Genomic DNA, 24,446 nt, shown 5'->3' with positions numbered 1-24,446 from the left:
TTCTGAGGCCGTGAGCCGCGCACGACGCAGCGGCGGACCGATAACGATATCGAGAGGTCGGCAATGACGACGCACGGGTGGGGCAGTCGGATTCTCTTGGGCGCGGCGCTGGTCGCGGTCGCGATGCTCGGCGCCTGCAACGGCGACGAATCGGGCGAACGCAACCGGCTGCCCGGTTTCGTGTCCGGCAGCGTGCGCACGACCGCTTACGACGGCTCGAGCGACGATCTGCTGACGGCCGGCCTCGGCAAGACCGGGCTCGCCACGGCCACCGCGCCCGCGTTCGCGAATCCGTCCCGGCCGACGAGCGCCGAGCTGCGCCGGGTCGCGATCTGGTCGAACTACCGCGCGCTCGTCGACATGAGCGCCAATGGCGGCTACGGCCGTTTCTGGGGGCCGAACGTCGACCTCGACGGCAACGACACGCTCGGCGAAGGCAAGATCCCCGGCACCGAATATCTCGCGTATTCCGACGACGGCAGCGGCCGCAAGAACGTGACGCTGCTCGTGCAGGTGCCCGCGAGCTTCGATCCCGCTCAGCCGTGCATCGTCACCGCGACGTCGTCCGGTTCGCGCGGCGTGTACGGCGCGATTTCGGCGGCCGGCGAGTGGGGCCTCAAACGCGGCTGCGCGGTCGCATACAACGACAAGGGCGGCGGCAACGGCGCGCACGAACTCGGCACCGACACGATCACGCTGATCGACGGCACACTCGCCGACGCCGTGCTCGCCGGCAACGCCAGTCTCTTTACCGCCAACGTGACGAGCGGCGACCTGGCCGCGTTCAACAGCCGCTTCCCGAACCGCTACGCGTTCAAGCACGCGCATTCGCAGCAGAACCCCGAGCAGGACTGGGGGCATGTGACGCTGCAGTCGGTCGAATTCGCGTACTGGGCGCTCAACGAGCAGTTCGGGCCGCTGCTCGACGGCTCGCATCACGGCGTGCGGTACCGCCCGGGCGACATCACGACGATCGCCGCGTCCGTCAGCAACGGCGGTGGCGCGGCGCTCGCGGCGGCCGAGCAGGACACGCGTCGCTGGATCACCGCGGTCGTGGTCGGCGAGCCGCAGGTCAACGTGCGGATGGCGCCGAACGCGGTCGTGCGCGAGGGCGGCCAGCCGGTGCCGTCGTTCGGCCGGCCGCTGGCCGACTACGCGACGCTCGCGAACCTGCTGGAGCCGTGCGCGGCCGCATCGGCGTCGCTCGCGGGCGCGCCGTACCTGAGCGCGCTGCCGGCCGCCACCACGCAGTCGATCCGCACGCAGCGCTGCGCGACGCTCGCCGCGGCGGGGCTCGTGTCGGGCGCCGATACGCAAAGCCAGGCCGCCGACGCGCTCGCGCAGCTCCACGCGGCCGGCTATCTCGCCGATTCCGACCTGCTGCAGGCGCCGATGTGGGATTCGCAGGCGATCCCGGCGATCGCGGTCACCTATGCGAACGCGTATACGCGTTCGCGCGTGACCGACAATCTGTGCAATTTCAGCTTCGCGACCACCAGCGCGGCGACGGGCACGGTCGCGCCGCCCGCCACGTCGCCGATGCCGGCCGTGTTCGGTCTCGGCAACGGCGTCCCGCCGACCGCCGGCATCAGTCTCGTGTTCAACACCGGCGCGGGTGTCGACCACCGGCTCGCGACGCCCGATGCGAGTTTCGCGGGCGCGCTGTGCCTGCGGCAGCTGTGGACCAACGGAATGCTCGACATGCCGGCGAACGTGGACGCGGTGCGCGTGAACGCGAACCTGCAGGGCAAGCCCGCGATCATCGTGCAGGGCCGCAGCGACGCGCTCGTGCCCGTGAATCACGCGTCGCGCGCATACGTTGCGCAGAACGGCATCAGCGAAGGCGGCCGCAGCCAGCTCGTGTTCTACGAGGTGACGAACGGCCAGCACTTCGATGCGTTCCTGCCCGTCGCGGGCTTCGACACGCGCTTCGTGCCGGTCCACTACTACAACCTTCAGGCGCTGAACCTGATGTGGCGGCACCTGAAGAGCGGTGCCGCGCTGCCGCCGTCGCAGGTGATCCGCACGGTGCCGCGCGGCGGCACGCCGGGCGCCGCGCCGGCGTTGACGAGCGCGAACCTGCCGCCGATCTCGGCGTCCCCCGGCGCGAACACGATCACGACCGGCGCTGGCGCGATCGACGTGCCGCTCTGACGGCGCCCGCCGCGCCGCGATACGGAAGCCGGACAGTCGTCCGGCTTTTTTCTTTTCAGCGCCTGGAATCCGTCCCGCATTGGCCTTTACCGGAATGGCACGCGCTGTAACAAATTATTACTTTACGGCGGAAAACCCGGAATCTATTATGCGCCGATATTTTCACTTAATTTAATAAATTCCCGTAAAGACAATATTCCTTTCCATATAGTTAATCGATCCTTTCGATTTTATTAAATCGGCTCGAGCTGCGATTGGTCGCCGTTTGGCGATTGATCGGCATTTCGCCGAGGGGGATTGTTCGTGTGTTGGAAGCGAAGGCGCCTTGTCTGGCGGGCTTTGCGGGGAATGCTTTTGCTTGCTGTTTCTCGCGCGTGCAGATAGTGGGACTGAATTCGCATTGCCGTGCATTATTGAATCGTCGTTTGCAATGGAATTGATTCCATTGCGCGGTCGAAGAATATGGGTGGGGTAAATCGTGCCGATCGGTATTCGCCGATCCGGTAAAAAACTCGGAGTGCATCGCAAAACGAATGCGCTCCCGGTGCGGAGCGCCGGCGCAAATGATCCTTTGCGATCGGCGGTATTTATCGTTCTGTTCGAGAGGCAATAATGACGACACTGAAGTCCTTGAAAGACGGTTTCGCGCTATTTGGAACGACACTGCGCCTGCCGCTCGCCGCAGCCGCGGCGGCGGCGCTGCTCGTCACCGGGTGCGGCGGCGACGACGGGTCCGGCCCGACCGCCGCCACCGCGGCGGCCGCGACGACGTCGAACGGCAGCACGGCGGCCACCACCAATGCCACGGCCGCCGTTCCGGCCGACCAGCCGTACGTCGACAACGACGTGTACGGCACCGGGCCGAACGACGCGGTCACGGATTCGACCGAAGGGGCTGCGGTCGTGCACCGCCAGGTCACGATCGGCGGCAAGACCGTCCAGTACACGGCCACCACGGGCCACCTGACCACCATCGATCCGATCACGTCGGCGCCGAACGCGAAGATGTTCTACGTCGCGTACACGCAGGACAACCCGGACCCGTCGAAGCCGCGCCCGGTCACGTTCTTCTACAACGGCGGCCCCGGCTCGTCGTCGGTCTACCTGCTGCTCGGCTCGTACGGGCCGAAGCGCCTGCAGTCGTCGTTCCCGAACTTCACGCCGCCGGCCCCGTACAAGCTGCTCGACAACCCGGACAGCCTGCTCGACCGCACCGACCTCGTGTTCATCAATCCGGTCGGCACCGGCTACTCGGCGGCGATCGCCCCGGCGAAGAACAAGGACTTCTGGGGCACCGACCAGGATGCGCATTCGATCGATCGCTTCATCCAGCGCTACCTGACGAAGTATTCGCGCTGGAACTCGCCGAAGTTCCTGTATGGCGAGTCGTACGGCACGGCGCGTAGCGCGGTCGTGTCGTGGGTGCTGCACGAGGACGGCATCGACCTGAACGGGATCACGCTGCAGTCGTCGATTCTCGACTATGCGAACGCGCTGTCCGCGCCGGGCACCTTCCCGACGCTCGCGGCCGACGCGTTCTACTGGAAGAAGACGACGCTCAACCCGACGCCGACCGATCTCGACGCGTATATGGTGCAGGCCCGCAACTACGCGGACAACACGCTCGCGCCGCTCGCGCAGAAGCCGAATCCGCAGGACGGCGGCTTCGTGAATGTGCGGTTGAACCTGAACCTGCAGACCGCGCAGCAGATGGGCTCGTACATCGGCACGGATCCGACGTCGCTGATCCAGACGTTCGGCAACCCGGCCGCGCTCGGCAACGTGCCGTCGTCGGACGACAACCCGCCGTACACGTTCTTCCTGACGCTCGTGCCGGGCACGCAGATCGGCCAGTACGACGGTCGCGCGAACTTCACGGGCAAGGGCATCGCGCCGTACATCCTGCCGAACTCGGGCAGCAACGATCCGTCGATCACGAACGTCGGCGGCGCGTACACGGTGCTGTGGAACAGCTACATCAACACCGACCTCAAGTACACGTCGACGTCGTCGTTCGTGGACCTGAACGACCAGGTCTTCAACAACTGGGACTTCAGCCACACCGACCCGACCGGCGCGAACAAGGGCGGCGGCAATACGCTGTACACGGCCGGCGACCTGGCGGCGACGATGAGCGTGAACCCGGACCTGAAGGTGCTGTCGGCGAACGGGTATTTCGATGCGGTCACGCCGTTCCACCAGACCGAGCTGACGCTCGCGCAGATGGCGCTCGATCCGACGCTCAAGGCGCAGAACCTGACGATCAAGAACTACCCGTCGGGCCACATGATCTACCTGAACGACGCGTCGCGGACCGCGCTTAAGGGCGACCTCGCCAACTTCTACGACGGGATCCTCGCGAACCGTACCGCGCTGCAGCGCGTGCTGAAGCTGCAGGCGCGCACGCAGCAGCTCAAGCAGCAACAGTTGAAGCAGCAGGGGCAGTAAGCATCGCGTTGCGGCCCGCATGGTCCGGCCTTGCGCCGGGCGGTGCGGGTTCGCGGGGCCCCGGATGGACGACAGCCCGATCGGCGCAGGCCGGTCGGGCTGTTTTTTTCGGAGGATGGCGGTGCCGGCGGCCGAGGCGGCGCGACCTACGCGAGCACGAGCCGCACGCCGACCGCGACGAGCGTCGCGGCGAGCAGGTTGCGCAGCAGCCGTTCGGGCGCGCGCGCCGACAGCAGGCTGCCGAGCACGATGCCGGGCAGCGAGCCGAGCAACAGCGACAGCAGCATCGACCAGTCGACCGAGCCGAGCAGCCAGTGGCCCATACCCGCGACGAGCGTGAGCGGCACCGCGTGCGCGATGTCGGAGCCGACGATGCGCGTGGTCGCGAGCATCGGGTACAGAAGCAACAGCACGGTGACGCCGATCGCGCCGGCGCCGACCGAGGTCATCGACACGAGCGCGCCGAGCACGGCGCCCGTCAGCACGGTCGACCCCAGCGTGCGCATGGGGCTCGGCGCGAGCGGGTTGCGCGCGGCGAGCGCGGTCAATTGCGGACGGAAGATCAGCGCGAGCGACGTGAGCAGCAGCGCGACGCCGAGCACCAGCTGGATCAGCCGCGCGGTGCCGGGCGAATTCATCCCGTGCGTGTGCAGCACCCACAGCGTGACGGCCGCGGCCGGGACGCTGCCGGCCGCGAGCCGGCCGGTGATGCGCCAGTCGATCGACCCCTTCAGCCCGTGGACGAGCGTGCCGGTGGCCTTGGTCGCGGCCGCGTACAGCAGGTCGGTGCCGACCGCCGTCGCGGGGTGGATGCCGAACAGCAGCACGAGGATCGGCGTCATCAGCGAACCGCCGCCGACGCCCGTCAGGCCGACGAGAATGCCGACGAACAGGCCGGACAGGGAGTACAGCAGATCGATATGGGGAAGCGACATCGGAAGCAGGCGGTTATGCGGCGTTCGGCGGCGGCGCGCGGCCGCGGCGCGCGCATCAAAGTCCGCCATTGTCGCAAAAGTGGCGCGTCGGTGTACGACTACGTTAAAAATCGGCCCGGAAGGCCCGCTGGACGGGCCGTAGGTGGCCGGTGAAACGGTCGTTTGAATGGGGGCCGGGCCTGACGCGGCCGTGCGCCGGCGTCGGCGGGTGTTTCGCCGATGGTTTGCCATCGGGCATGACGGGGGCGACGCGCGCCCCCGGTTCAGGCACGGACGGCCGTCAATGCATCGCGGGACCGACGCCGGCAACGGCATCCTGGCGGCGGATGCGCAGCGCGAGGCCGAGCAGCCCGGCCGCGGCCGCAAAAGCCGCGCCGACCGCGAACGCGGCGTGGTAGCCGCCGTTCAGCGCATCGAGCGGCGTGGCGTGCGCCGCCGCGAGCGCATCGGTGCGCGCGGCCGCGAGGCTCGCGAGCACGGCGAGGCCGAGTGCGCCGCCCATCATGAACGCGGTGTTGACGATGCCCGACGCAAGCCCCGAATCGGCCGGATCGACGTCGCTCATCGCGGCGAGCAGCACCGGATTGAACGCGACGCCGGCGCCGATGCCGAGCAGCGTCATGCCCGGCAGCACGTGCCAGAGGAAGCTGCCGTCCGCCGGCGCGCGGGAGAACAGCGCAAGGCCGCACGCCGCGATCAGCAGGCCGGCCGCGATCGGGCCGCGGATGCCGAAGCGCATCACGATCCGCGCCGACAGCCCGAGTGAGAACGCGGCCATGATCAGGTTCGCCGGCAGGAACGCGAGCCCGACCTGCAGCGGCCCGTAGCCGAGCACGCGCTGCATGTAGAGCGCGGACAGGAAGAACCACGCGAACATGGCCGCCGCCCACAACACGCCGATCACGTTCGCGAGCGCGACGTTGCGCGCGGCGAACAGCGTGAGCGGCATCAGCGGATGCGCGACGCGCGCCTCGATCGCGATGAACAGCGCGAGCAGCACGACGGCCGCGCCGATCAGCGCGACGGTCTGCGTCGACAGCCAGCCGGCCTCGTTGCCGCCGACGATCCCGTAGACGGCGAGCATCAGCGACGCGGTCACGGTGATCGCACCCGCGACGTCGAGCCGCGCGGCGGCGGCCGGCGCGCGCATGCGCGGCAGCAGCGCGACGCACATCGCATAGACCGCGATGCCGATCGGCAGGTTGACGAGGAAGATCCAGTGCCACGACAGCGTGCTCGTCAAGAGCCCGCCGAGCAGCACGCCGATGCTGCCGCCGCCCGCGCAGACGAAGCCGTAGACGCCCATCGCGCGCGCCCGTTCGCCCGGTTCGGTGAAGAGATTCATGATCAGCGACAGCGACACCGCCGACACGATCGCGCCGCCGAAACCCTGCACCGCGCGCGCGGCGATCAGCATCGCCTGCGATTGCGCGAGGCCGCAGGCGAGCGATGCGAGCGTGAACACGACGAGGCCGGCGAGGAACATGCGCCGCTGGCCGTACAGGTCGCCGAGGCGGCCGCCGAGCAGCAGGCAGCCGCCGAACGTCAACAGGTACGCGTTGACGACCCACACGAGGGCCGTCTCGGTGAAATGGAGGTCGGTGCTGATCGACGGTAGCGCAACGTTCACGATCGTGCTGTCGAGCACGATCATCAGCACGCCGAGGCAGAGGACGATCAGCGCGTACCAGCGCTTCTCGCCGTGGATCCCGTGGGTCATGGGCTGGCCGCCTTCTCTCTGATAGTTATTTGAAAGGCTGCATTGTAGACGTCATTCGCGCGCGCTTCCTGCCGGTTTATGGCAGGAGCGACGCGTAGCGGCGGCGCGCGTCGCGCGGCGCCGGAGGTTATCCGCGCGGCGGCAGTTCGCAGCCGTCGGGGCCGCACGCGGCGGCGTCGTCGCCGGCGAATTCGACGATGGCGCCGTCGCGCCACGCCTGCTCGAGCGCCTGCGCGAACACGTCGGCCGGCTGGGCGCCCGATACCGCGTAGCGGCCGCCGAACACGAACAGCGGCACGCCGCGTCCGCCGATCTGCGCCGCGCGCGCGATGTCGGCCTCGACTTCGTCACGGTACGCGTCGCTGCGCAGCACGGCTTCGACGGCCGAGCGCTCGAGCCCCGCTTCGACCGCGAAGTCGATCAGCGACGCGTGGTCGAACAGCGAGCCGTGCTCGCAGAAATACGCGCGGTACAGTCGCTCGGTCAGCGCATGCGCACGGCCGGTCGCCTCCGCGAGCTTCACGAGCCGGTGACCGTCGAGCGTGTCGCCGACGAACGTGCCGGGCAGGTCGTAGCTCAGCCCGACGCTCGCGGCCGCATCGGTCACCTGGCGCAGCATCTGGTCGACCTGCGCGGGCGACATCCGGTACTTGCCCGCGAGCATCGCCTCGACCGGTTCGACCGGCTGGCCCGGCATCAGCCGGTACGCGCGCAGCGCGACGTCGACGTGCTCGGCGTGCGCGAACGCGGCGAGCGCCTCGTCGAAGCGGCGCTTGCCGATCCAGCACCATGGGCAGATCAGGTCGGACCAGATTTCGACGGTCAGGATCGGGCGGGCAGTCGGGGCAGGGGTGGTCGTCATGAGCGGTCCGGGGCGGCGAATAAATGTAACCGGGACTATATCACTTTATGCTTCGATGCTTCGTCTGGGTCTCGCCCGGGCCGAACGGCGCGGCCCGGATGCTTCACGAAGCATAGTCACGGACCGGGTGTACCGGTAGCGATTGTCGATCCCAGTCGGGGCGCCGCCCGCCGCCCGCGCCGCTTACACGTCGCCCTGCGTTTCCTTCAGATGCTTCAGGTGCTTGTAGACGGTCGCACGCCCCATCCCGAGCACGTTGGCGACGTAGTTCGCGGCGCTCTTGCCGCGGAACGCGCCTTCCGCGTACAGCGCCTCGACGAGCTCGCGCCGGTGCTCGCGCGTGAGCCCGTTCAAGCCGACCTGCCGCTCGCGCAGCCAGCCGTGCAGGAACGTGTTGATGCGTTCCTGCCAGTCGTCGCGGAACAGCTCGTCCGGTTGCGCGACGATGCCCGCGCCCTTGATGAACACGTCGAGCGTCGCGCGGACGTCGTCGAACACCGCGATGTTGAAGTTGATGCACATCATCCCGGCCGGGCGGCCTTCGTCGTCGAACAGCACGTTGCTCACGCAACGCATCCGCCGGCCGTCCCAGTTCAGCTTTTCGTACGGACCGATCACGCGCTCGCGGGCCGAATGATCGATTTCCTCGAGTGCGGAGTCGTCGCCGACCTCGCGCTTCGACAGGTTGTTCGCGAGATACAGCACGGTCTGGTCGTGCAGGTCGTGGATCACGACTTCCGCATACGGGAAGAACAGCGCCGCGATGCCGTCGGCGATCGGTGCATAGCGGGTGAGCAGCAGGTCTTTGACGGGGGATTGCTTCTTGCGCATCGGAATCGCCATCTCGGGTGAGCGGGGGCCGGGCGGTGCGTCGGCGCGGCGCGCCGGCGTGCCGTCGACCGGCTGCTCCGTGCGCCCGCGCGCTGCCGCCGCGGCGGTTGCGCCATTGTATCGGCCCCGCGTGCGCGCGCCGCTCATGCGCGCGTCAGATGCGTGTACAGCGCATGGGCGATCGCGATGTCCTCGAGCCCGAGGCCGATCGAGCGGAAGAATGCATGACGCGTGCGCGACGGCGCCGCGCAGGTGCCGGCGACGAGCGCGGGCAGGTCGCCGACGATCCGCTCGGGCGTCCAGCCGTGCCCGGCCGCCGCGATCTGCATCTCGCCCGCGCTCGCGGGCGTCGTGTGCCGGTAGTCGCAATACACGTCCATGTCGGGCAGCCACGCGGGCGGGATCTCGTGCGCGCGCGCGACGTTGGTGCTGATCGACGTGACGAGCGCGGGGCGCGTGAGCATGCCGTCGGCGAGCACCGGCGTGCCCGACGACGTGCACAGCATCACGACGTCCGCGTCGCGCACGCACGCCTCGACGCTGGCGGCCGCACGGGCCCGCGGATCGATCCGCGCGAGCGTCGCCTGCAGCGCCGGGTCGCCGGCGAGCGCGGGCGAATGAACGCTGATCGATGCCCAGTCGCGCAATGCCGCGGTGTGGCGCAGATGCGCGAGGCCGACCGCGCCCGTGCCGATCACGGCGAGCCGGCGCGCGTCGCGCGGCGCAAGGCAGTCGACCGCGAGCGCCGTCGTGCCGGCCGTGCGCTCGACCGTCAGCAGCCCCGCGTCGCACCACATCAGCGGCTGGCCGGTGCGCATCGACATCAGCGCGGTCCATGCGGTGACGATCGGTCTCCCGTCGGGTTTGCCGCCGGTCACGACGTACGGCGACAGCTTCGCGCCGAACACCTGCTCGTCGGCGAGCGCGCCGAGATACGTGATGAAATCGCCGGCCTGCTCGGGGAACAGCGTGAGCGTCTGCGGCGGCTGCACCGCGCGGGCCGACGCGAGCGATGCGAACATGCGGCGCAGCGTGCCGAGCACGTCGAGCGACGGCAGCGCCGCGCGCACCGCGGCTTCGTCGACGGTCAGCGGCAGGGTCGGGGCGGGTTGCGTCATGGGACTTCTCCGGTCGGGGCCGGACAGGACAGTCTCGACATAGCGCGTCCGGCGGTGTTCATAGTGGACTAAAAGTCTAATATAGACAAAGTAAGTTTGGTGGATTTTTCTTTTGAGGAACGAGGGGATTCGATTTCCTCGGGAAAAACGTCGATAAATCAATGATGCTGAGCATGGTCGACGGCGTCTCAAGGGACTGCATGAGCGCCGGATTATCGTATCCCCTATAGTCTATAGTAGACTAAGAGTCTATATTTTCGCGTGCAGACCGGCGTGCCGCCGCACGATGACCGGTCTTCATCGCCTCAATCCGGAATCGAAGGACATCCGTCATGAACTGGAAGCTTTCCCTCTGCGCCGTCGCGGCGCTTGCGTGCGCGGCCGTCACGGCCCACGCGGAACAGACCACGCTGCGCTTCGGGATCGAAGCCGCGTATCCGCCGTTCGAGAGCAAGACGCCGGCCGGCCAGCTGCAGGGTTTCGACGTCGACATCGGCAACGCGGTGTGCGCGAAGCTGAACATGAAGTGCGTGTGGGTCGAGAATGCGTTCGACGGGCTGATCCCGGCGCTGCAGGCGCGCAAGTTCGACGCGATCAATTCGGCGATGAACATCACCGCGAAGCGCAAGCAGAGCATCGACTTCACGCCGGCGATCTACGTGGTGCCGATCGTGATGGTCGCGCACCGCGGCTCGCCGCTGCGGCCCGATGCCGCGAGCCTGCGCGGCAAGCACGTCGGCGTGCTGCAGGGCTCGTCGCAGGAGGATTTCCTGAAGGCGCACTGGGCGAATGCGGGCGTGGCCGTCGTGTCGTACCAGGATCAGGATCAGATTTATGCCGATCTCGTCGCCGGGCGTCTCGACGCGGCCGTGCAGGAAGCGCAGACCGCGCAGGACGGTTTCCTCGACAAGCCGGCCGGCCGCGACTATCAAATCGTCGGCGACGCGCTGAAGGATCCCGCGACGCTCGGCGAAGGCACCGGCTTCGGGATGCGCAAGGGCGACAAGGCGCTGCAGGCGAAGATCGTCGGCGCGCTGGACGCGCTGAAGAAGGACGGCACGCTGAGCGCGCTGTCGCAGAAGTACTTCAAGCGCGACATCGTCGCGAAGTAAGCCTGGCCGCGCGCCGGCCGCGGTGCCGGCGCGCGTCGCACCGAATCTCGACGCAGTACGGGGAAGCATGGATTTCGACGTCATCGTTCTGGGGGCCGGCATCGTCGGCGTGTCGTCGGCGCTGCATCTGCAGGATCGCGGGCTGCGCGTCGCGCTCGTCGACCGGCGCGCGCCCGGCGAGGAGACGAGCCACGGCAATGCCGGGCTGATCGAGCGCTCGTCGGTCGTGCCGTACGCGTTCCCGCGCCGTCTCGGCACGCTGCTGCGCTACGCGCGCAACCGCTCGGTCGATCTCTACTGGGATTACAAGGCATTGCCCGCGTATGCGGGCTGGCTCGCGCGCTTCTGGCGCGAATCGTCGCCGCAGCGGCTCGCGGCCGCCGCGCGCGACATGCTGCCGCTCGTCGCGGCGAGCGTCGTCGAGCACGACGCGCTGCTCGCGCGCACCGACGCGCAGCCGCTCGTGCATGACGGCGGATGGATCGAGGCGTTCCGTTCGCCGACGCTGTTCGACGCGGAAACGCGCGCGCAGCAGCGGGTGGCCGACGCGCACGGGTTGCGGATGCGCGTCCTCGACGCGCGCGCGTTGCGCGAACGCGAGCCCGGCATCGGCGACGCATTCTGCGGCGCATTCCACTGGCAGGACCCGAAGACCGTGTCGAGCCCCGGGGGCCTCACGAAGGCGTACGCGCGGCTGTTCGAGCGCGACGGCGGCACGTTCGTGCACGGCGACGCGACGACGCTCGCGCAGGTGAGCGACGGCTGGCGGGTCAAAACCGAGCATGGGCCGATCGCGGCCCGCTCGGCCGTGGTCGCGCTCGGGCCGTGGTCCGATCACGTGTTCGCGCCGCTCGGCTACCGGATTCCGCTGCGCGCGAAGCGCGGCTATCACATGCATTACCGGCCGACCCGCGCGCCGCTGAATGTGCCCGTGTGCGATACCGAGGCGGGTTTCGTCGTCGCGCCGATGGAAGGCGGCCGCCTGCGGCTCACGACCGGTGTCGAGATCGCGTTGCGCGGCGCGCCGCCGACCGGCGTGCAGCTCGCGCGCGCCGAGCCGCTGGCGCGCGACGCGTTCGGCATCGGCGAGCGGCTCGATCCGGTGCCGTGGCTCGGGATGCGGCCGTGCACGCCCGACATGCGTCCGGTGATCGGGCCTGCGCCGCGTCATCGTCATCTGTGGTTCGCGTTCGGCCATTGCCACCACGGGCTCACGCTCGGGCCCGCGACCGGGCGTCTGCTCGCCGAGATGATGACGGGCGAGCCGACCTACATCGATCCCCATCCATACCGACCCGCGCGCTTCGGCTGAGCGCGTTTCGATATGACGGCCGCCGCGGTTGCGGCCGTCACATTTTTTCATTTGGTAATCCGCACCGCATTATCCGCGGTCGCGCGAATGGAAATTGTCTGCGTAATTGATCGGAAAGAAATCGCTAAATAAGAAAATCGGTAAACAAGCGATTTATTAATGCATTTTCATGAAAATGAAATGCGAAACAGGCGATTCGGCCGGGCAATCCGGCGGCGCTTTCGTGCCGGACGTTCCGATGTGGCACGGAATGTACCGGAACACGTTACTTCGGGCCTCGCAAACGTTACGTTACATCCGCGCGCCAGACACCTGATTCATCAGATGATTATGGCTGTGCGATCCGCTTATTTGCCCTGAAATCCATATAAAACCGTTATTGGCTTGCAATGGGCCGACGAATCAATTCGCTTTAACCGGGTGGCACACTTCGTGCAATCCGTCCCCATGCTTTATCAACGTAGTGCCAACCGAGATGGGGTAAAGATGGGACAAAAGCTTAAATTGACGGGTGTGGCGCTGTCGGTCGCGACGGTGTTCGGGGTGCTGGCTTCCGGTTCGGCTATCGCGGGGACGCTCGATGCGCTGCCGCTTCCGCAGGTAATCGTGAATCCGCCGACGAACAGCGTCTCGATCGGGCTGGCCGCGACCGGCACGTCGCCGCTGGGTTCGGTCACCGTGGCGGCGGGCGGATCGGGCGCGATCCAGACGTCGCTCGGCAGTCCGGCGCAAGCCTTGTCGGGCGCGGTGAACGCGCTGCAAGGCGCGCTCGGCGGCGCTGGCGGCACGGTGACGCCGCTCGCGCCGGTGCAAGGCGTGGTGGACCAGGTGACGGGGGCGCTTGGCGGCGGCAATCCGGCGGGTGCGTTGACTGGCGCGCTGGGTACGGCGACGGGGACGTTGAGCAATGCGGTTGGTACGGTGACGGGTGCGCTGGGTAACGTCGCCGGTGGGGCGAATCCGCTGGCGCCGGTTCAAGGTGTCGTCAATCAAGTAACGGGGGCGCTCGGCGGCGGCAATCCGGCAGGTGCGTTGACCGGCGCGTTGGGCACGGTCACGGGTGCGCTGGGTAACGTCGGCGGTGGGGCGAATCCGCTGGCGCCGGTTCAAGGTGTCGTCAATCAAGTAACGGGGGCGCTCGGCGGCGGCAATCCGGCTGGTGCGTTGACCGGCGCGTTGGGCACGGTCACGGGTGCGCTCGGTAACGTCGGTGGCGGCGCAAACCCGCTGGCACCGGTTCAAGGCGTGGTCAATCAAGTGACGGGCGCGCTTGGCGGTGGCAATCCGGCGGGTGCGTTGACTGGCGCGCTGGGCACGGTCACGGGTGCGCTGGGTAACGTCGGCGGCGGTGCAAACCCGCTGGCGCCGGTTCAAGGCGCCGTCAACCAAGTGACGGGCGCGCTCGGCGGCGGCAATCCGGCAGGTGCGTTGACCGGCGCGTTGGGCACGGTCACGGGTGCGCTGGGTACCGTCGGCGGTGGTGCAAACCCGCTGGCTCCGGTTCAAGGCGTGGTCAATCAAGTGACGGGCGCGCTTGGCGGCGGCAATCCGGCGGGTGCCTTGACCGGCGCGTTGGGCACGGTCACGGGCGCACTGGGTAGCGTTGGCGGCGGCGCGAATCCGCTGGCCCCGGTTCAAGGCGTCGTCAATCAAGTGACGGGCGCACTCGGCGGTGGCAATCCCGCAGGTGCGTTGACCGGTGCACTCGGCACGGTCACTGGCGCACTCGGCAACGTCGGCGGCACGAACCCGCTGACACCGATCCAGAACGTCGTCGACCAGGTCACGGGCACGGTGGGCAGCGGCAATCCTGCCGGTGCGCTGAGCAATGCAGTCAATACGATCACGGGGACGCTCGGCAACATCGGTGGCGCGTCGAGCCCGTTGGCACCGGTGCAAGGCGCCGTCACGCAACTCGCCGGCACGCTTGGCAACGGCAACCCGGCCGGTGCACTGACGGACGCCGTGAACTCGATGACGGGCGCACTCGGCAACCTCGGCGGCACGAACCCGTTGGCGCCGGTGCAGGGCGTCGTGAACCAGGTCGTCGGCACGTTGTCGGGCGCCGGCGGCGGCAGCCCGATCGCGCCGATCACGAACCTCGTCAGCGGCCTCCAGAACGCACTGCCGACGGGTGGCAATGCGGCCGGCGCGCTGACCGGTGCGATCGGTTCGGTCACGAGCACGCTCGGCAATCTCGGCGGCACGAACCCGCTGGCCCCGGTGCAAGGCGTCGTGAACCAGGTGGTCGGCACGCTCGGCAGCGGTAACCCGGCAGCCGCACTGAGCAACGCAGTCAGTTCGGTAACGGGCGCACTGGGCAACCTCGGCGGCACGAATCCGCTGGCGCCGGTGCAAGGCGTCGTGAACCAGGTGGTCGGCACGCTCGGCAGCGGCAACCCGGCAGCCGCACTGAGCAACGCGGTGAATTCGGTAACGGGCGCACTCGGCAACCTCGGCGGCACGAATCCGCTGGCGCCGGTGCAGGGCGTCGTGAACCAGGTCGTCGGCACGCTGTCGGGCGCAGGCGGCAGCCCGATCGCGCCGATCACGAACCTCGTCGGCGGTCTGACCGGCGGCAGCAACCCGGCCGGCGCACTGACCGGTGCGCTCGGTTCGGTGACGGGCGCCCTCGCGAACGGTCCGGCAGCCCTCGGGCAGGCGGCCGGCGCGCTGTCGGGCGCCGCCGGTTCGACGGCTGCGGCGGGCGGCAGCCTGCTCGGCTCCGGCGCGAGCGCGGCCGGCAGCACGGCGGGCGCGACCGGTTCGCTGGTGTCGACGACCGGCAACGCGACGGCAACGGTCGTCAATGCCGTCGGCACGACGCTGGGCGCGGCCCTGGGTTCCACGCCGAGCCTGTCGGTCACGCCGCACTCCGGCAACGGCTCCGCGAACAACCCGCTCGCACCGGTGTCGACGCTGCTGCAGGCGGTGACTGGCGCATTGCCGAAGTAACCGGCCGGAACGCGCGGCGGCGGTCCATCGCCTGCCGCGTGCAACGGGTCGTACGACGCGGCATGACAGTAATGTCATGCCGCGTTTTTCTTTGGAATCCCGAGGTGTTTCGTGCGAGGAATGGCGCCGCTTCGTGGGGCGGCATGGAATAACTGGCCGGATTCGTCCGTTTACATACCGAGTCTCGGCGCGGCCGGACAGCGGGATAATGGTCATCGCGAAGTCGACGTCCCGTCCGGCGGCATCGTGCCGCGACGCCATGCCAAGGAGAACGGGAATGAAGACGATGCTGTTCGCCATCGCGCTGACGGCCGCGATCGCGCGGCCCGCGGCCGCCGAGCCGCCGCAGGCCGGTGACGGGAAACTGGTCGACGAAGATCACATGACGCTGTACGTGTTCGATCACGACGCGCCGGGCAAGAGCACCTGCACCGGCACCTGCGCGGCCAACTGGCCGCCGGCGCTCGCCGACGGATACGACAAGGCGTCGGGTGCACTGAGCCTCGTCACGCGCGACGATGGCAAGAAGCAATGGGCTTACCACGGCCGTCCGCTGTATCGCTGGAAGATGGACCGCAAGGCCGGCGACGCGGGCGGCGACGGAATCGGCGGCATGTGGCACGTCGCGCGTCCCTGAACACCGATCGACGGACTGACGGCGCGGCGACGCGCGAGGCATCCGGATGAGCTACGAATCGGACCTGCTGGTGTGGTTGCCGCATCTCACGCGATATGCGCGCGCGCTGACGGGCGACCGGGCCTGGGCGGACGATCTCGTGCAGGACACGCTCGAGCGTGCGCTGAACCGGCCGCCGCGCGACGGCGGCAACCTGCGTGCGTGGCTGCTGACGCTGCTGCGCCACCGCTTCATCGACCAGTTGCGCGCGCGGCACGAGATCGCGGTCGACGATGCGACCGCGCCATGGCAGACGATGGCCGCGCCGACCGACGAGATCGGCGGTCTGCTGTTGCGCGACGTGCAGCGCGCGCTGTACCGGCTGCCCGTCGAGCAGCGCGAGGTGCTGCTGCTGGTCGCGCTCGAGGAATTGAGTTACCGCGACGCCGCGCAGGTGCTCGGCGTGCCGGTGGGGACGGTGATGTCGCGGCTGTCGCGGGCGCGTGAACAGATGCGTGCGCTGCTGTCCGACGAGCCGCCGGCGCGCGGCGCGGCCGCGTTACGGGTGATCGGGAAGACATGATGGACGACGATCCGCGCAAACCTTCGAACGATCGGGACGGCGGAGCCGACGCGTCGGCGCAACTGCTGTCGGCGCTGCTCGACGGCGAGCTGTCCGGGCAGGAGCGCCGCGAGGTGCTCGAACGGCTGGCGTCCGATCCACGCGAAGCCGACCGGTTCGCGCATTACCGCGCGCAGCGCGACGCGCTGCAAGCGCTGTTCCCGCTGCCGGCCGCCGCACCCGCGCTGTTCGTGCAGCGGCGCGTGCCGCGTTGGCGCGGCGTCGCGTATGCATTCGCGGGGCTGGCGGCCGGGCTGGTGATCGGCGTCGCGCTGCACGCGGGCTGGACGACCTTCGGCGCCGAGCCGGCCTTCGCCGCGCGCGCGGACGTCGCGTATGCCGTGTACGCGGCCGATCGCGAGCATCCGGTCGAGGTCGACGCACGCGATCCGGCGCGCCTTGCCGCGTGGCTGTCCGCGCGTCTCGGGCGGCCCGTGCGTGCGCCGTCGCTCGACGAATACGGCTATGCGTTGCTGGGCGGCCGGCTGCTGCCGGGCGACGCGGGGCCGGCCGCGCAACTGATGTACCAGCGCGCGGACGGCAAGCGCGTGACGCTCTACATGACGGCCTACGATGCGCGGCGCTTCGCGCCCCGGGCGATGTCCGCCGGCGGCCGCAACACGTACTTCTGGTCCGATCGCGGCATGGGTTATGCGCTCTCCGGACACGCCGACGAACGACGGCTGCGCGAGCTCGCGATCGAAGCATGCGGCGCGCTCGGCGGACCGACCGACGCGTGGAAGGGCTGACGCGCGCGACATCGGCAGGGAGCCAGCGATGAACACGAAGGCGGTGATGGTGGCGGTGGCGCTCGTGGCGGGCGCCGGGCTCGCGCGGGCGGACGGCGATGCGCCGGTGCGCGCGCCGGTCGACGCCGACGGCGTGCAGCGGGTGGCGATCGTCGGCGGCAGCTATTTCTTTCGTCCGAGCCATGTGATCGTCCGCGCGCACGTGCCGGTCGAACTCACCGTCTCGGTCGAGCCGGGCGTCGTGCCGCACAGTTTCAAGATCGACGCGCCGCAGGCCGGCATCGCGGTGCATACCGAGCTGGGCACGACGCCGCGCACGTTGCGCTTCACGCCGACGGCGCCCGGCCGCTTCGCCTACTATTGCACGCATCGGCTGCTGTTCCTGCGCAGCCATCGCGAGCGCGGAATGGAAGGCGTGCTCGACGTCGAGGCGGCGCCGTGATCGCCGCGTTGCTGGCCGCGAGCCTGATAGGAGCGAGCATGACAGCCGATCCCGTGACCATCGCGCAGACACATTTCGACCAGGTCCATTCGTACCGCGCGACGATCCGCTCGTCGGCGCGAAGCGGCGAGCATGCCGAATTCCACTATGCCTACCTGAAACCCGGTTTCGTCCGGATGGACTTCGTGTCGCCGCATCACGGCGCGGTGCTCGCGTACGACCCGGGCAACGGCAAGGTGCGGCTGCGTCCGTTCGGCGAGCATGCGCTGCCCGCGCTGACGCTGTCGCCGTCCAATCCGCTGCTGCGCGACCGCAGCGGCCATCGCGTCGACCGTTCGGACGTCGGCGTGCTGCTGCACAACGTGCATGCGCTGCAGCAGGGCGGCGCGACCGTGACGGAAGGCAAGGAAACCCTCGGCGGCCGCGCCACGCTGCGCGTATCGGTGACGGGCGCGCCCGCGCACGTGGTCGACGGCGTGCATCGCTATCGTCTGTGGCTGGACACCGAGGACGGCTTTCCGCTGAAGGTCGTCAGTTTCGCGGACGACGACGGCGCGCCGCTCGAAACGGTGACGCTCGACGACGTCGAGATCGACGTCGCGTTTCCCGCCCGCTTTTTCTCGCCCTGATCGCGTTTTTGACCCCGATTCTGATTCGCGCCGGAGGCAGCATGGCGGAATACCGGTTTTCGACGACGTGGCGCGTGGACGCGCCGCTCGCGGCTGTCTGGGACGCGATCTACCAGGTCGATCGCTGGCCGGACTGGTGGAAGAGCGCCGTGCGGACCGTCGAGATCGAGCACGGCGACGCGGGCGGCGTCGGCGCGCTGCAGCGATACACGTGGAAAGGCGCGTTGCCGTACCGGCTGACCTTCGACATGCGCGTGCTGCGCGTCGAACGGCCGCATGTGCTCGAAGGCCGCGCAAGCGGCGCGATCGAAGGCGACGGCCGCTGGTCGTTCGCCGGCGACGGCGCGCGCACCGTCGTGCGCTACGACTGGCACATCCGCACGCGCGAGCGCTGGATGAACTGGCTGGAGCCGATCGCGCGCCCGCTGTTCGCGTGGAATCACGACGTCGTGATGCGCGAAGGCGCGAAAGGCCTCGCGCGGCTGCTCGGCGCGACGGTCGAGACCGACGGCCGGACGTTTCAGCCGGTCGCGGGCTGTCCGGACATGTGACGATCCCGTGGCCGCGGTTTGTGCCCTTGGCACGTCCGCGCAACCTTGTTCAAGCGATGCCGGACGACCGCGGGAACTCGGTGCTCGCCTCGTGTCCAATTGGGGCATGGGTCGGGATATCCCGTATCTCGTCCGCTCCCGGTGTGCGGGATCGATGTTTATGTGGTTGTTTTTAATGAAATTTTTCAATCAATCCCCGTTTTTCCATCGTTCCGCCCCGCACGAAAAAACCTCCGGCTCCCCTTCTTGAATTTGTCAAAACCCGTCCATATAATTAGCACTCGCTGCACGAGAGTGCTAACAATTCTCTGCCGGGCGACCCGCCGGGCAGATTCCCTAAGCGTTCTTCAATCTCAGTCAAGAGAGGAGTGAATATGAACCTTCGTCCTTTGCACGATCGCGTGATCGTCAAGCGCCTGGATCAGGAAACCAAGACCGCCTCGGGCATCGTGATCCCCGACGCAGCAGCTGAGAAGCCGGATCAAGGCGAAGTCCTGGCCATCGGCCCGGGCAAGCGCGACGACAAGGGCGCGCCGATCGCGCTCGACGTGAAGGTCGGCGATCGCGTGCTGTTCGGCAAGTACGCTGGCCAGACCGTCAAGGTCGACGGCCAGGAGCTGCTGGTCATGCGTGAAGAAGACATCATGGCCGTGGTCAACGCCAAGTAAGCGTCCACTGACGGCACATATTCTCAAGAATTCAAGGAGTTAGAAGATGGCAGCTAAAGACGTCGTATTCGGCGATTCCGCCCGTTCGAAGATGGTCGAAGGCGTGAACATTCTCGCCAACGCAGTCAAGGTCACGCTGGGTCCGAAGGGCCGCAACGTCGTGCTCGAGCGCAGCTTCGGCGGCCCGACGGTCACCAAGGACGGTGTGTCGGTCGCGAAGGAAATCGAGCTGAAGGACAAGCTCCAGAACATGGGCGCGCAAATGGTCAAGGAAGTGGCTTCCAAGACCAGCGACAACGCAGGCGACGGCACGACGACGGCAACCGTCCTCGCGCAATCGATCGTTCGCGAAGGCATGAAGTACGTCGCATCGGGCATGAACCCGATGGACCTGAAGCGCGGCATCGACAAGGCAGTCGCAGCGGCTGTCGACGAGCTGAAGAAGATCAGCAAGCCGTGCACGACGAACAAGGAAATCGCACAGGTCGGCTCGATCTCGGCGAACAGCGACACGTCGATCGGCGATCGCATCGCTGAAGCGATGGACAAGGTCGGCAAGGAAGGCGTGATCACCGTCGAAGACGGCAAGTCGCTCGCCGACGAACTCGACGTCGTCGAAGGCATGCAGTTCGACCGCGGCTACCTGTCGCCGTACTTCATCAACAACCCGGACAAGCAAGTCGCCGTCCTCGACAACCCGTTCGTGCTGCTGCACGACAAGAAGGTGTCGAACATCCGTGATCTGCTGCCGGTGCTCGAGCAAGTCGCAAAGGCTGGCCGTCCGCTGCTGATCATCGCTGAAGACGTCGAAGGCGAAGCGCTCGCAACGCTGGTCGTCAACAACATCCGCGGCATCCTGAAGACCGTTGCGGTCAAGGCGCCGGGCTTCGGCGATCGCCGCAAGGCCATGCTGGAAGACATCGCGATCCTGACCGGCGGTCAAGTCGTCGCGGAAGAAACCGGCCTGACGCTCGAGAAGGCAACGCTGGCAGAACTGGGCCAGGCGAAGCGCATCGAAGTGGGCAAGGAAAACACGACGATCATCGACGGCGCAGGCGAAGCCGTAAACATCGAAGCGCGCGTCAAGCAAGTTCGCACGCAAATCGAAGAAGCGACGTCGGACTACGACCGCGAAAAGCTGCAAGAGCGCGTGGCCAAGCTGGCCGGCGGCGTGGCAGTGATCAAGGTCGGTGCTGCGACCGAAGTCGAAATGAAGGAAAAGAAGGCACGTGTCGAAGACGCACTGCACGCAACGCGCGCAGCTGTGGAAGAAGGCATCGTGGCAGGCGGCGGCGTTGCGCTGATCCGCGCTCGCACCGCGATCGCAGGCCTGACCGGCGCGAACGCCGACCAGAACGCCGGCATCAAGATCGTGCTGCGCGCAATGGAAGAGCCGCTGCGCCAGATCGTCACGAACGGTGGCGAAGAAGCCAGCGTCGTGGTGGCGGCAGTTGCTGCAGGCACGGGCAACTACGGCTACAACGCAGCAACGGGCGAGTACGTCGACATGGTTGAAGCCGGCGTCGTCGACCCGACCAAGGTCACGCGCACCGCACTGCAGAACGCAGCTTCGGTTGCAGGCCTGCTGCTGACGACGGACGCAGCTGTCGCAGAACTGCCGAAGGAAGACGCACCGATGCCGGGCGGCATGCCGGGCGGCATGGGCGGCATGGGCATGGACATGTAATCGACTTCGGTCGATGGTGTCCGGAGCGCGCAGCGATGCGCGTTCCAGCCAAAGAAAAAGACCCGCAGCGATGCGGGTCTTTTTTTATGCGCGCGAAAACGGACGGACACGGGACGGACATGCCGCCCCGAAGCGAGCGCAGGCCGCGCAACGGCGGCGCAGGGCCGCCGCGCGGGCGTCAATGCCGGGCGATTCGCGGCGAGCTTTTGCTGCTTTCCGTCACCGGACGCCCGCCTTCCTCGTCGTTGCTGCGCGCCCAGAAGAACCGGTCGGGCAGGTACGCGCCCATGCCGGGCCGGAACGCGTCGCGGACGGCCTGGTACAGGTATTCCTGCGCCTCGCGCACCGCTTCGGGCGGCTCCTGGCCGTTCGCGAGCAGTGCCGCGATCGCCGCGCCGAGCGTGTCGGTGATGCCCATCAGCCGGTGCGGCGAGCGATCCCACATATCTTCGCGAAGCTGGCCTTCCTCGCCGTACAGCGTGTTGACGAGCCGGTGCGAGCCCGTTTCCGACGACAGGATGTATTCGCAGCCCTGCGACAGCAGGTGCGACACGGCCGCGTCGAGATTCGGCGCCTCGGCATCGCCGTCCGGCTGCGCGAGCGCGATCAGCGTCGCGTGGTCGGCGACCAGCAGCGTCGTCTGCGGCGCGAGCAGGTCGGCGATCGATTCGCGCAGGTCGTCGGCGGCGAGCACGTGCTCGTCGTCGAGCGTGAAGTCCGGTGCGAGCACGAGCGGCACGCCGTCGTAGTCGGCGACCACTTCCGCGATCGCGCTCACGACTTCGGCGCGCGTCGCGGCGCCGATCTTGAACGCGGCGACCGGCATGTCCTCGAGGAGCATGCGCGCCTGGGCGGCGACGACATCGGGATCGAGACCGGTCACTTCGTCGCAGGCGGCGGAGTCGCGCACGGTGTAGCCCGTCAGGACGGACACACCGTGACAGCCCATGCTCGCCAGGGTCATCAGATCGGCTTGGAGGCCGGAGCCGCCGGTGGGATCGGACAGGCCGAAGGTGAGGACGATCGGAGGGGCGTTGCTGGACATGTAAAAATGGGGCAAGAAAAAAACGGGGAAGCGACAGATCTGCGGACGGCAAGGCGAATCGGGCGTTTGGACCCCGTGTTGCCCGGCAGGCCGCACTTTTCAGCCATTATGCGGCGGAATCCGGCCCGCACGACGGAATTTTTAGCGCAGCGCAACGTAGTCGTCGGACTCCAGTGCGATTGCTAGGCAGTCCGGCCCCGACACGGTACCATCATGGCTCCCGAATTTACCGACTTTTCCCCGACGCGGCTTAAGATGGAATACAAGAGCTGGATGTGCCTGATTTGTGGCTGGATTTATGACGAAGAAGCCGGGCTGCCCGAAGAGGGCATCGCCCCGGGCACGCGCTGGGAAGACGTCCCGATCAACTGGACGTGCCCCGAATGCGGCGCTCGCAAGGAAGACTTCGAGATGGTCCAGATCTGACCGGACCTTGGCCCACGGACACACCGCTTCGGCCTCGCGGTTGCCCGGCGCTCGCGCGCCGCGGCCGGCGCGAGCGACTTGACGATGACAGGCGCGCGTGTCCATGACGTCCGATCCGGCGAACGTTTCCCACCCTGACGCACTGCCCAACCCGCGTGGCGGGGCCGTGCGCGCGGCCGACGCGTGGCTCGCGGCGGCCGCCGACGCATTCGAGCAGCGGGACGACGCGGCCGCGCCGCTGTCGGCCGCCGCGGCCGTGCTGGCGGAGGCCGGCTGGCTGCCGGCCGCCCGTTTCGCCGGCCAACTGGCCGCGGCGGTGCCACTGGTCGCCGCCGAACCGGCTTCCGCCGCCTGGCGTCTCGCGCTGAGCGATTTCCGCGCGGCGGTCGAGCGCCACAATCTGCGCGAGCTGGCCTGCTCGCCCATCCTGTTCGAACATTTTCGGGCGCTGCGTGCGCAAAGCGCGGCCGACCTGCACGCGAGCGTGCCGCTCGACGTGCTGGCGCTCGTCGGGCGCGCGACACCGCCGGCGACGCTGCGCGCGCTGCCCGACGCATTCGCGAGCCGGGCGCGGGCCCGATACGAGCAGGCGCTGCTCGGCGTGCTGCGCGCGCCGCACGGCACGCCGGACGCGGCGCTCGACGAACTCGACACGATCCTGACCGCGCTGGCCGACGGCGCGCCGTACGATTTCTGGCGGCTCGCCGCCGCGTGCCTGCGCGCGCTGCGCGCCAGCGCCGCGCCCGAACTGAAGCGTTTCCTCGCACGCACCAACCTGCTGCTCGGCGAGCACGCGCAGGGCAGGCGCAGTGCGCCGCCGGCGCTCGTGCGCGAAACGGTTGCGCTGCTGTGGCGCGATTTTGCGCTGTTCGGCGCAGCCGCGGAAGACGTCGCGCTCGTCGACGTGCTGCACGACTATGGGCTGACCGTGGACTGGCACGTCGCCGGCACGCCAGCGTCCGAGGCCCTCTGGGAGGCCGACGCCGCGCGCGCCGAGCGTGATGCGGTCGCGGCGGCGCCCACCCGCATGCTCGGTGTCGTGACCGTCAACGCCCATGCGTATGAGGATTTCCTGCAGACGGCCGACGCATCGATGGCCGATCTGGCCGTCGATCCAGCCGCCGCCGATGCGGGGGCCGCATGGCGCGCATCCGCGGCCGCCTATCGGGTCGGTACGGCCGCATGCGCGCTCGGGCTCGGTCATGCGGCGCTGCTGGCCGACACGCTCGGGCTGGCATGGCGCCGTGCCGCGCACGGCATGCCGCTCGCCGAAGGCGGGCTCGACGCGCACGCCCGCGCGTCCGACATGCTGCGCGCCGCGCTGCTGAAGATCGCCGCGGGGGTGGCGCCGCCGGACCTGACCGCCGCCTCCGGGGCGCTCGGCGCGGCGCTCGGCCGGACCTGATGCGCAACGGGGCGCGACCGTGGCGGCAGCCCTTGTCGCACGGGCCGGCAACACGCTGCCGACAGCACCCGCGCGCGTGTTAGAGTGCCGTGTGATCCGCGCGCGTCGTTGCCAGCGTCGCGCGGCGTTGCTTGTTGATCGCGGCCCGGTCAGGTCGCG

21 protein-coding genes are annotated in these 24,446 nt (G+C 68.4%); 15 read left to right on the top strand and 6 right to left on the bottom strand.

The genetic code is table 11. From position 1 onward, the window contains the following. The first annotated feature begins 63 nt into the window (after positions 1-63). Together WS49_RS16425 and WS49_RS16420 are read left to right on the top strand one after the other, a co-directional pair. Positions 64-2,154, top strand: coding sequence for a D-(-)-3-hydroxybutyrate oligomer hydrolase (locus WS49_RS16425; protein ID WP_059530448.1), 2,091 nt, complete (start codon positions 64-66; stop codon positions 2,152-2,154). Between the two features lie 612 nt (positions 2,155-2,766). After that, complete coding sequence (locus WS49_RS16420; RefSeq protein ID WP_059530445.1) at positions 2,767-4,602, top strand: S10 family peptidase; 1,836 nt, start codon at positions 2,767-2,769, stop codon at positions 4,600-4,602. A 146-nt stretch (positions 4,603-4,748) separates the two neighbouring features. Here the strand turns inward: WS49_RS16420 and WS49_RS16415 are convergent, their stop codons facing one another. From WS49_RS16415 to WS49_RS16395, 5 genes are all read right to left on the bottom strand, one after another. Continuing rightward, positions 4,749-5,537, bottom strand: a complete 789-nt coding sequence (locus WS49_RS16415) for a sulfite exporter TauE/SafE family protein (protein WP_059530551.1) — start codon at positions 5,535-5,537, stop codon at positions 4,749-4,751. 280 nt (positions 5,538-5,817) lie between these two features. Beyond that, complete coding sequence (locus tag WS49_RS16410; RefSeq protein WP_059530442.1) at positions 5,818-7,257, bottom strand: DHA2 family efflux MFS transporter permease subunit; 1,440 nt, start codon at positions 7,255-7,257, stop codon at positions 5,818-5,820. A 127-nt stretch (positions 7,258-7,384) separates the two neighbouring features. After that, complete coding sequence (locus WS49_RS16405) at positions 7,385-8,119, bottom strand: DsbA family oxidoreductase (RefSeq protein WP_059530439.1); 735 nt, start codon at positions 8,117-8,119, stop codon at positions 7,385-7,387. 183 nt (positions 8,120-8,302) lie between these two features. Continuing rightward, positions 8,303-9,097 (bottom strand): helix-turn-helix transcriptional regulator, encoded by a 795-nt coding sequence (locus WS49_RS16400; protein WP_059530436.1) that lies wholly within the window; start codon positions 9,095-9,097, stop codon positions 8,303-8,305. Beyond that, a complete protein-coding gene (locus tag WS49_RS16395) occupies positions 9,094-10,068 on the bottom strand; it encodes an ornithine cyclodeaminase family protein (RefSeq protein WP_059530433.1) in 975 nt (324 codons plus the stop codon). The genes WS49_RS16400 and WS49_RS16395 overlap by 4 nt, the downstream gene beginning before the upstream one ends. A 332-nt stretch (positions 10,069-10,400) precedes the next feature. Between WS49_RS16395 and WS49_RS16390 the strand changes: the two genes are divergently transcribed. The 11 genes from WS49_RS16390 to groL all read left to right on the top strand — a co-directional run bounded on the left by WS49_RS16390 (position 10,401) and on the right by groL (position 21,411). Further along, positions 10,401-11,180: an ABC transporter substrate-binding protein gene (locus tag WS49_RS16390; RefSeq protein WP_059530430.1), complete on the top strand. Its 780-nt coding sequence runs from the start codon at positions 10,401-10,403 to the stop codon at positions 11,178-11,180. Between the two features lie 67 nt (positions 11,181-11,247). Continuing rightward, positions 11,248-12,492 (top strand): NAD(P)/FAD-dependent oxidoreductase, encoded by a 1,245-nt coding sequence (locus tag WS49_RS16385; RefSeq protein WP_059530427.1) that lies wholly within the window; start codon positions 11,248-11,250, stop codon positions 12,490-12,492. Positions 12,493-12,978: 486 nt separating this feature from the next. Further along, positions 12,979-15,447, top strand: a complete 2,469-nt coding sequence (locus WS49_RS16380) for a beta strand repeat-containing protein (RefSeq protein WP_059530424.1) — start codon at positions 12,979-12,981, stop codon at positions 15,445-15,447. Between the two features lie 277 nt (positions 15,448-15,724). Next, positions 15,725-16,084, top strand: a complete 360-nt coding sequence (locus WS49_RS16375) for a COG4315 family predicted lipoprotein (RefSeq protein WP_059530421.1) — start codon at positions 15,725-15,727, stop codon at positions 16,082-16,084. A 46-nt stretch (positions 16,085-16,130) separates the two neighbouring features. Beyond that, positions 16,131-16,646 carry a sigma-70 family RNA polymerase sigma factor gene (locus tag WS49_RS16370; protein WP_059530417.1) on the top strand — a complete coding sequence of 172 codons (516 nt, stop codon included), beginning with the start codon at positions 16,131-16,133 and terminating at the stop codon, positions 16,644-16,646. Then, positions 16,646-17,434, top strand: a complete 789-nt coding sequence (locus tag WS49_RS16365; RefSeq protein WP_059530415.1) for an anti-sigma factor family protein — start codon at positions 16,646-16,648, stop codon at positions 17,432-17,434. The genes WS49_RS16370 and WS49_RS16365 overlap by 1 nt, the downstream gene beginning before the upstream one ends. A 28-nt stretch (positions 17,435-17,462) precedes the next feature. After that, entirely contained in the window at positions 17,463-17,876 is a 414-nt protein-coding gene (locus tag WS49_RS16360; protein ID WP_059530412.1) for a hypothetical protein, read from the top strand. Next, positions 17,873-18,505, top strand: a complete 633-nt coding sequence (locus tag WS49_RS16355; RefSeq protein ID WP_059530409.1) for a LolA family protein — start codon at positions 17,873-17,875, stop codon at positions 18,503-18,505. The genes WS49_RS16360 and WS49_RS16355 overlap by 4 nt, the downstream gene beginning before the upstream one ends. Positions 18,506-18,546: 41 nt before the next feature. Then, positions 18,547-19,056, top strand: a complete 510-nt coding sequence (locus WS49_RS16350) for an SRPBCC family protein (protein WP_059530407.1) — start codon at positions 18,547-18,549, stop codon at positions 19,054-19,056. A gap of 374 nt (positions 19,057-19,430) precedes the next feature. Then, a complete protein-coding gene (gene groES / locus WS49_RS16345; protein WP_004186661.1) occupies positions 19,431-19,724 on the top strand; it encodes a co-chaperone GroES in 294 nt (97 codons plus the stop codon). Between the two features lie 46 nt (positions 19,725-19,770). After that, entirely contained in the window at positions 19,771-21,411 is a 1,641-nt protein-coding gene (gene groL, locus WS49_RS16340) for a chaperonin GroEL (RefSeq protein WP_059530405.1), read from the top strand. A gap of 178 nt (positions 21,412-21,589) precedes the next feature. On the opposite strand, the gene WS49_RS16335 is transcribed toward groL, so the two are convergent. Next, positions 21,590-22,456 carry a hydroxymethylpyrimidine/phosphomethylpyrimidine kinase gene (locus tag WS49_RS16335; RefSeq protein WP_059466951.1) on the bottom strand — a complete coding sequence of 289 codons (867 nt, stop codon included), beginning with the start codon at positions 22,454-22,456 and terminating at the stop codon, positions 21,590-21,592. Positions 22,457-22,711: 255 nt separating this feature from the next. Here WS49_RS16335 and WS49_RS16330 point away from each other — a divergent pair, with 255 nt between their 5' ends. Continuing rightward, on the top strand, positions 22,712-22,882 hold the full coding sequence (locus tag WS49_RS16330) for a rubredoxin (protein ID WP_004186709.1): 171 nt from the start codon (positions 22,712-22,714) through the stop codon (positions 22,880-22,882). 103 nt (positions 22,883-22,985) lie between these two features. Next, on the top strand, positions 22,986-24,287 hold the full coding sequence (locus WS49_RS16325) for a hypothetical protein (protein ID WP_059530404.1): 1,302 nt from the start codon (positions 22,986-22,988) through the stop codon (positions 24,285-24,287). Positions 24,288-24,446 lie beyond the last annotated feature (159 nt).

Origin of the sequence: Burkholderia sp. RF7-non_BP4, assembly GCF_001521935.1 — a bacterium.
Lineage (GTDB): Bacteria > Pseudomonadota > Gammaproteobacteria > Burkholderiales > Burkholderiaceae > Burkholderia > Burkholderia diffusa.
This window is presented reverse-complemented; position numbering and strand designations above follow the sequence as displayed.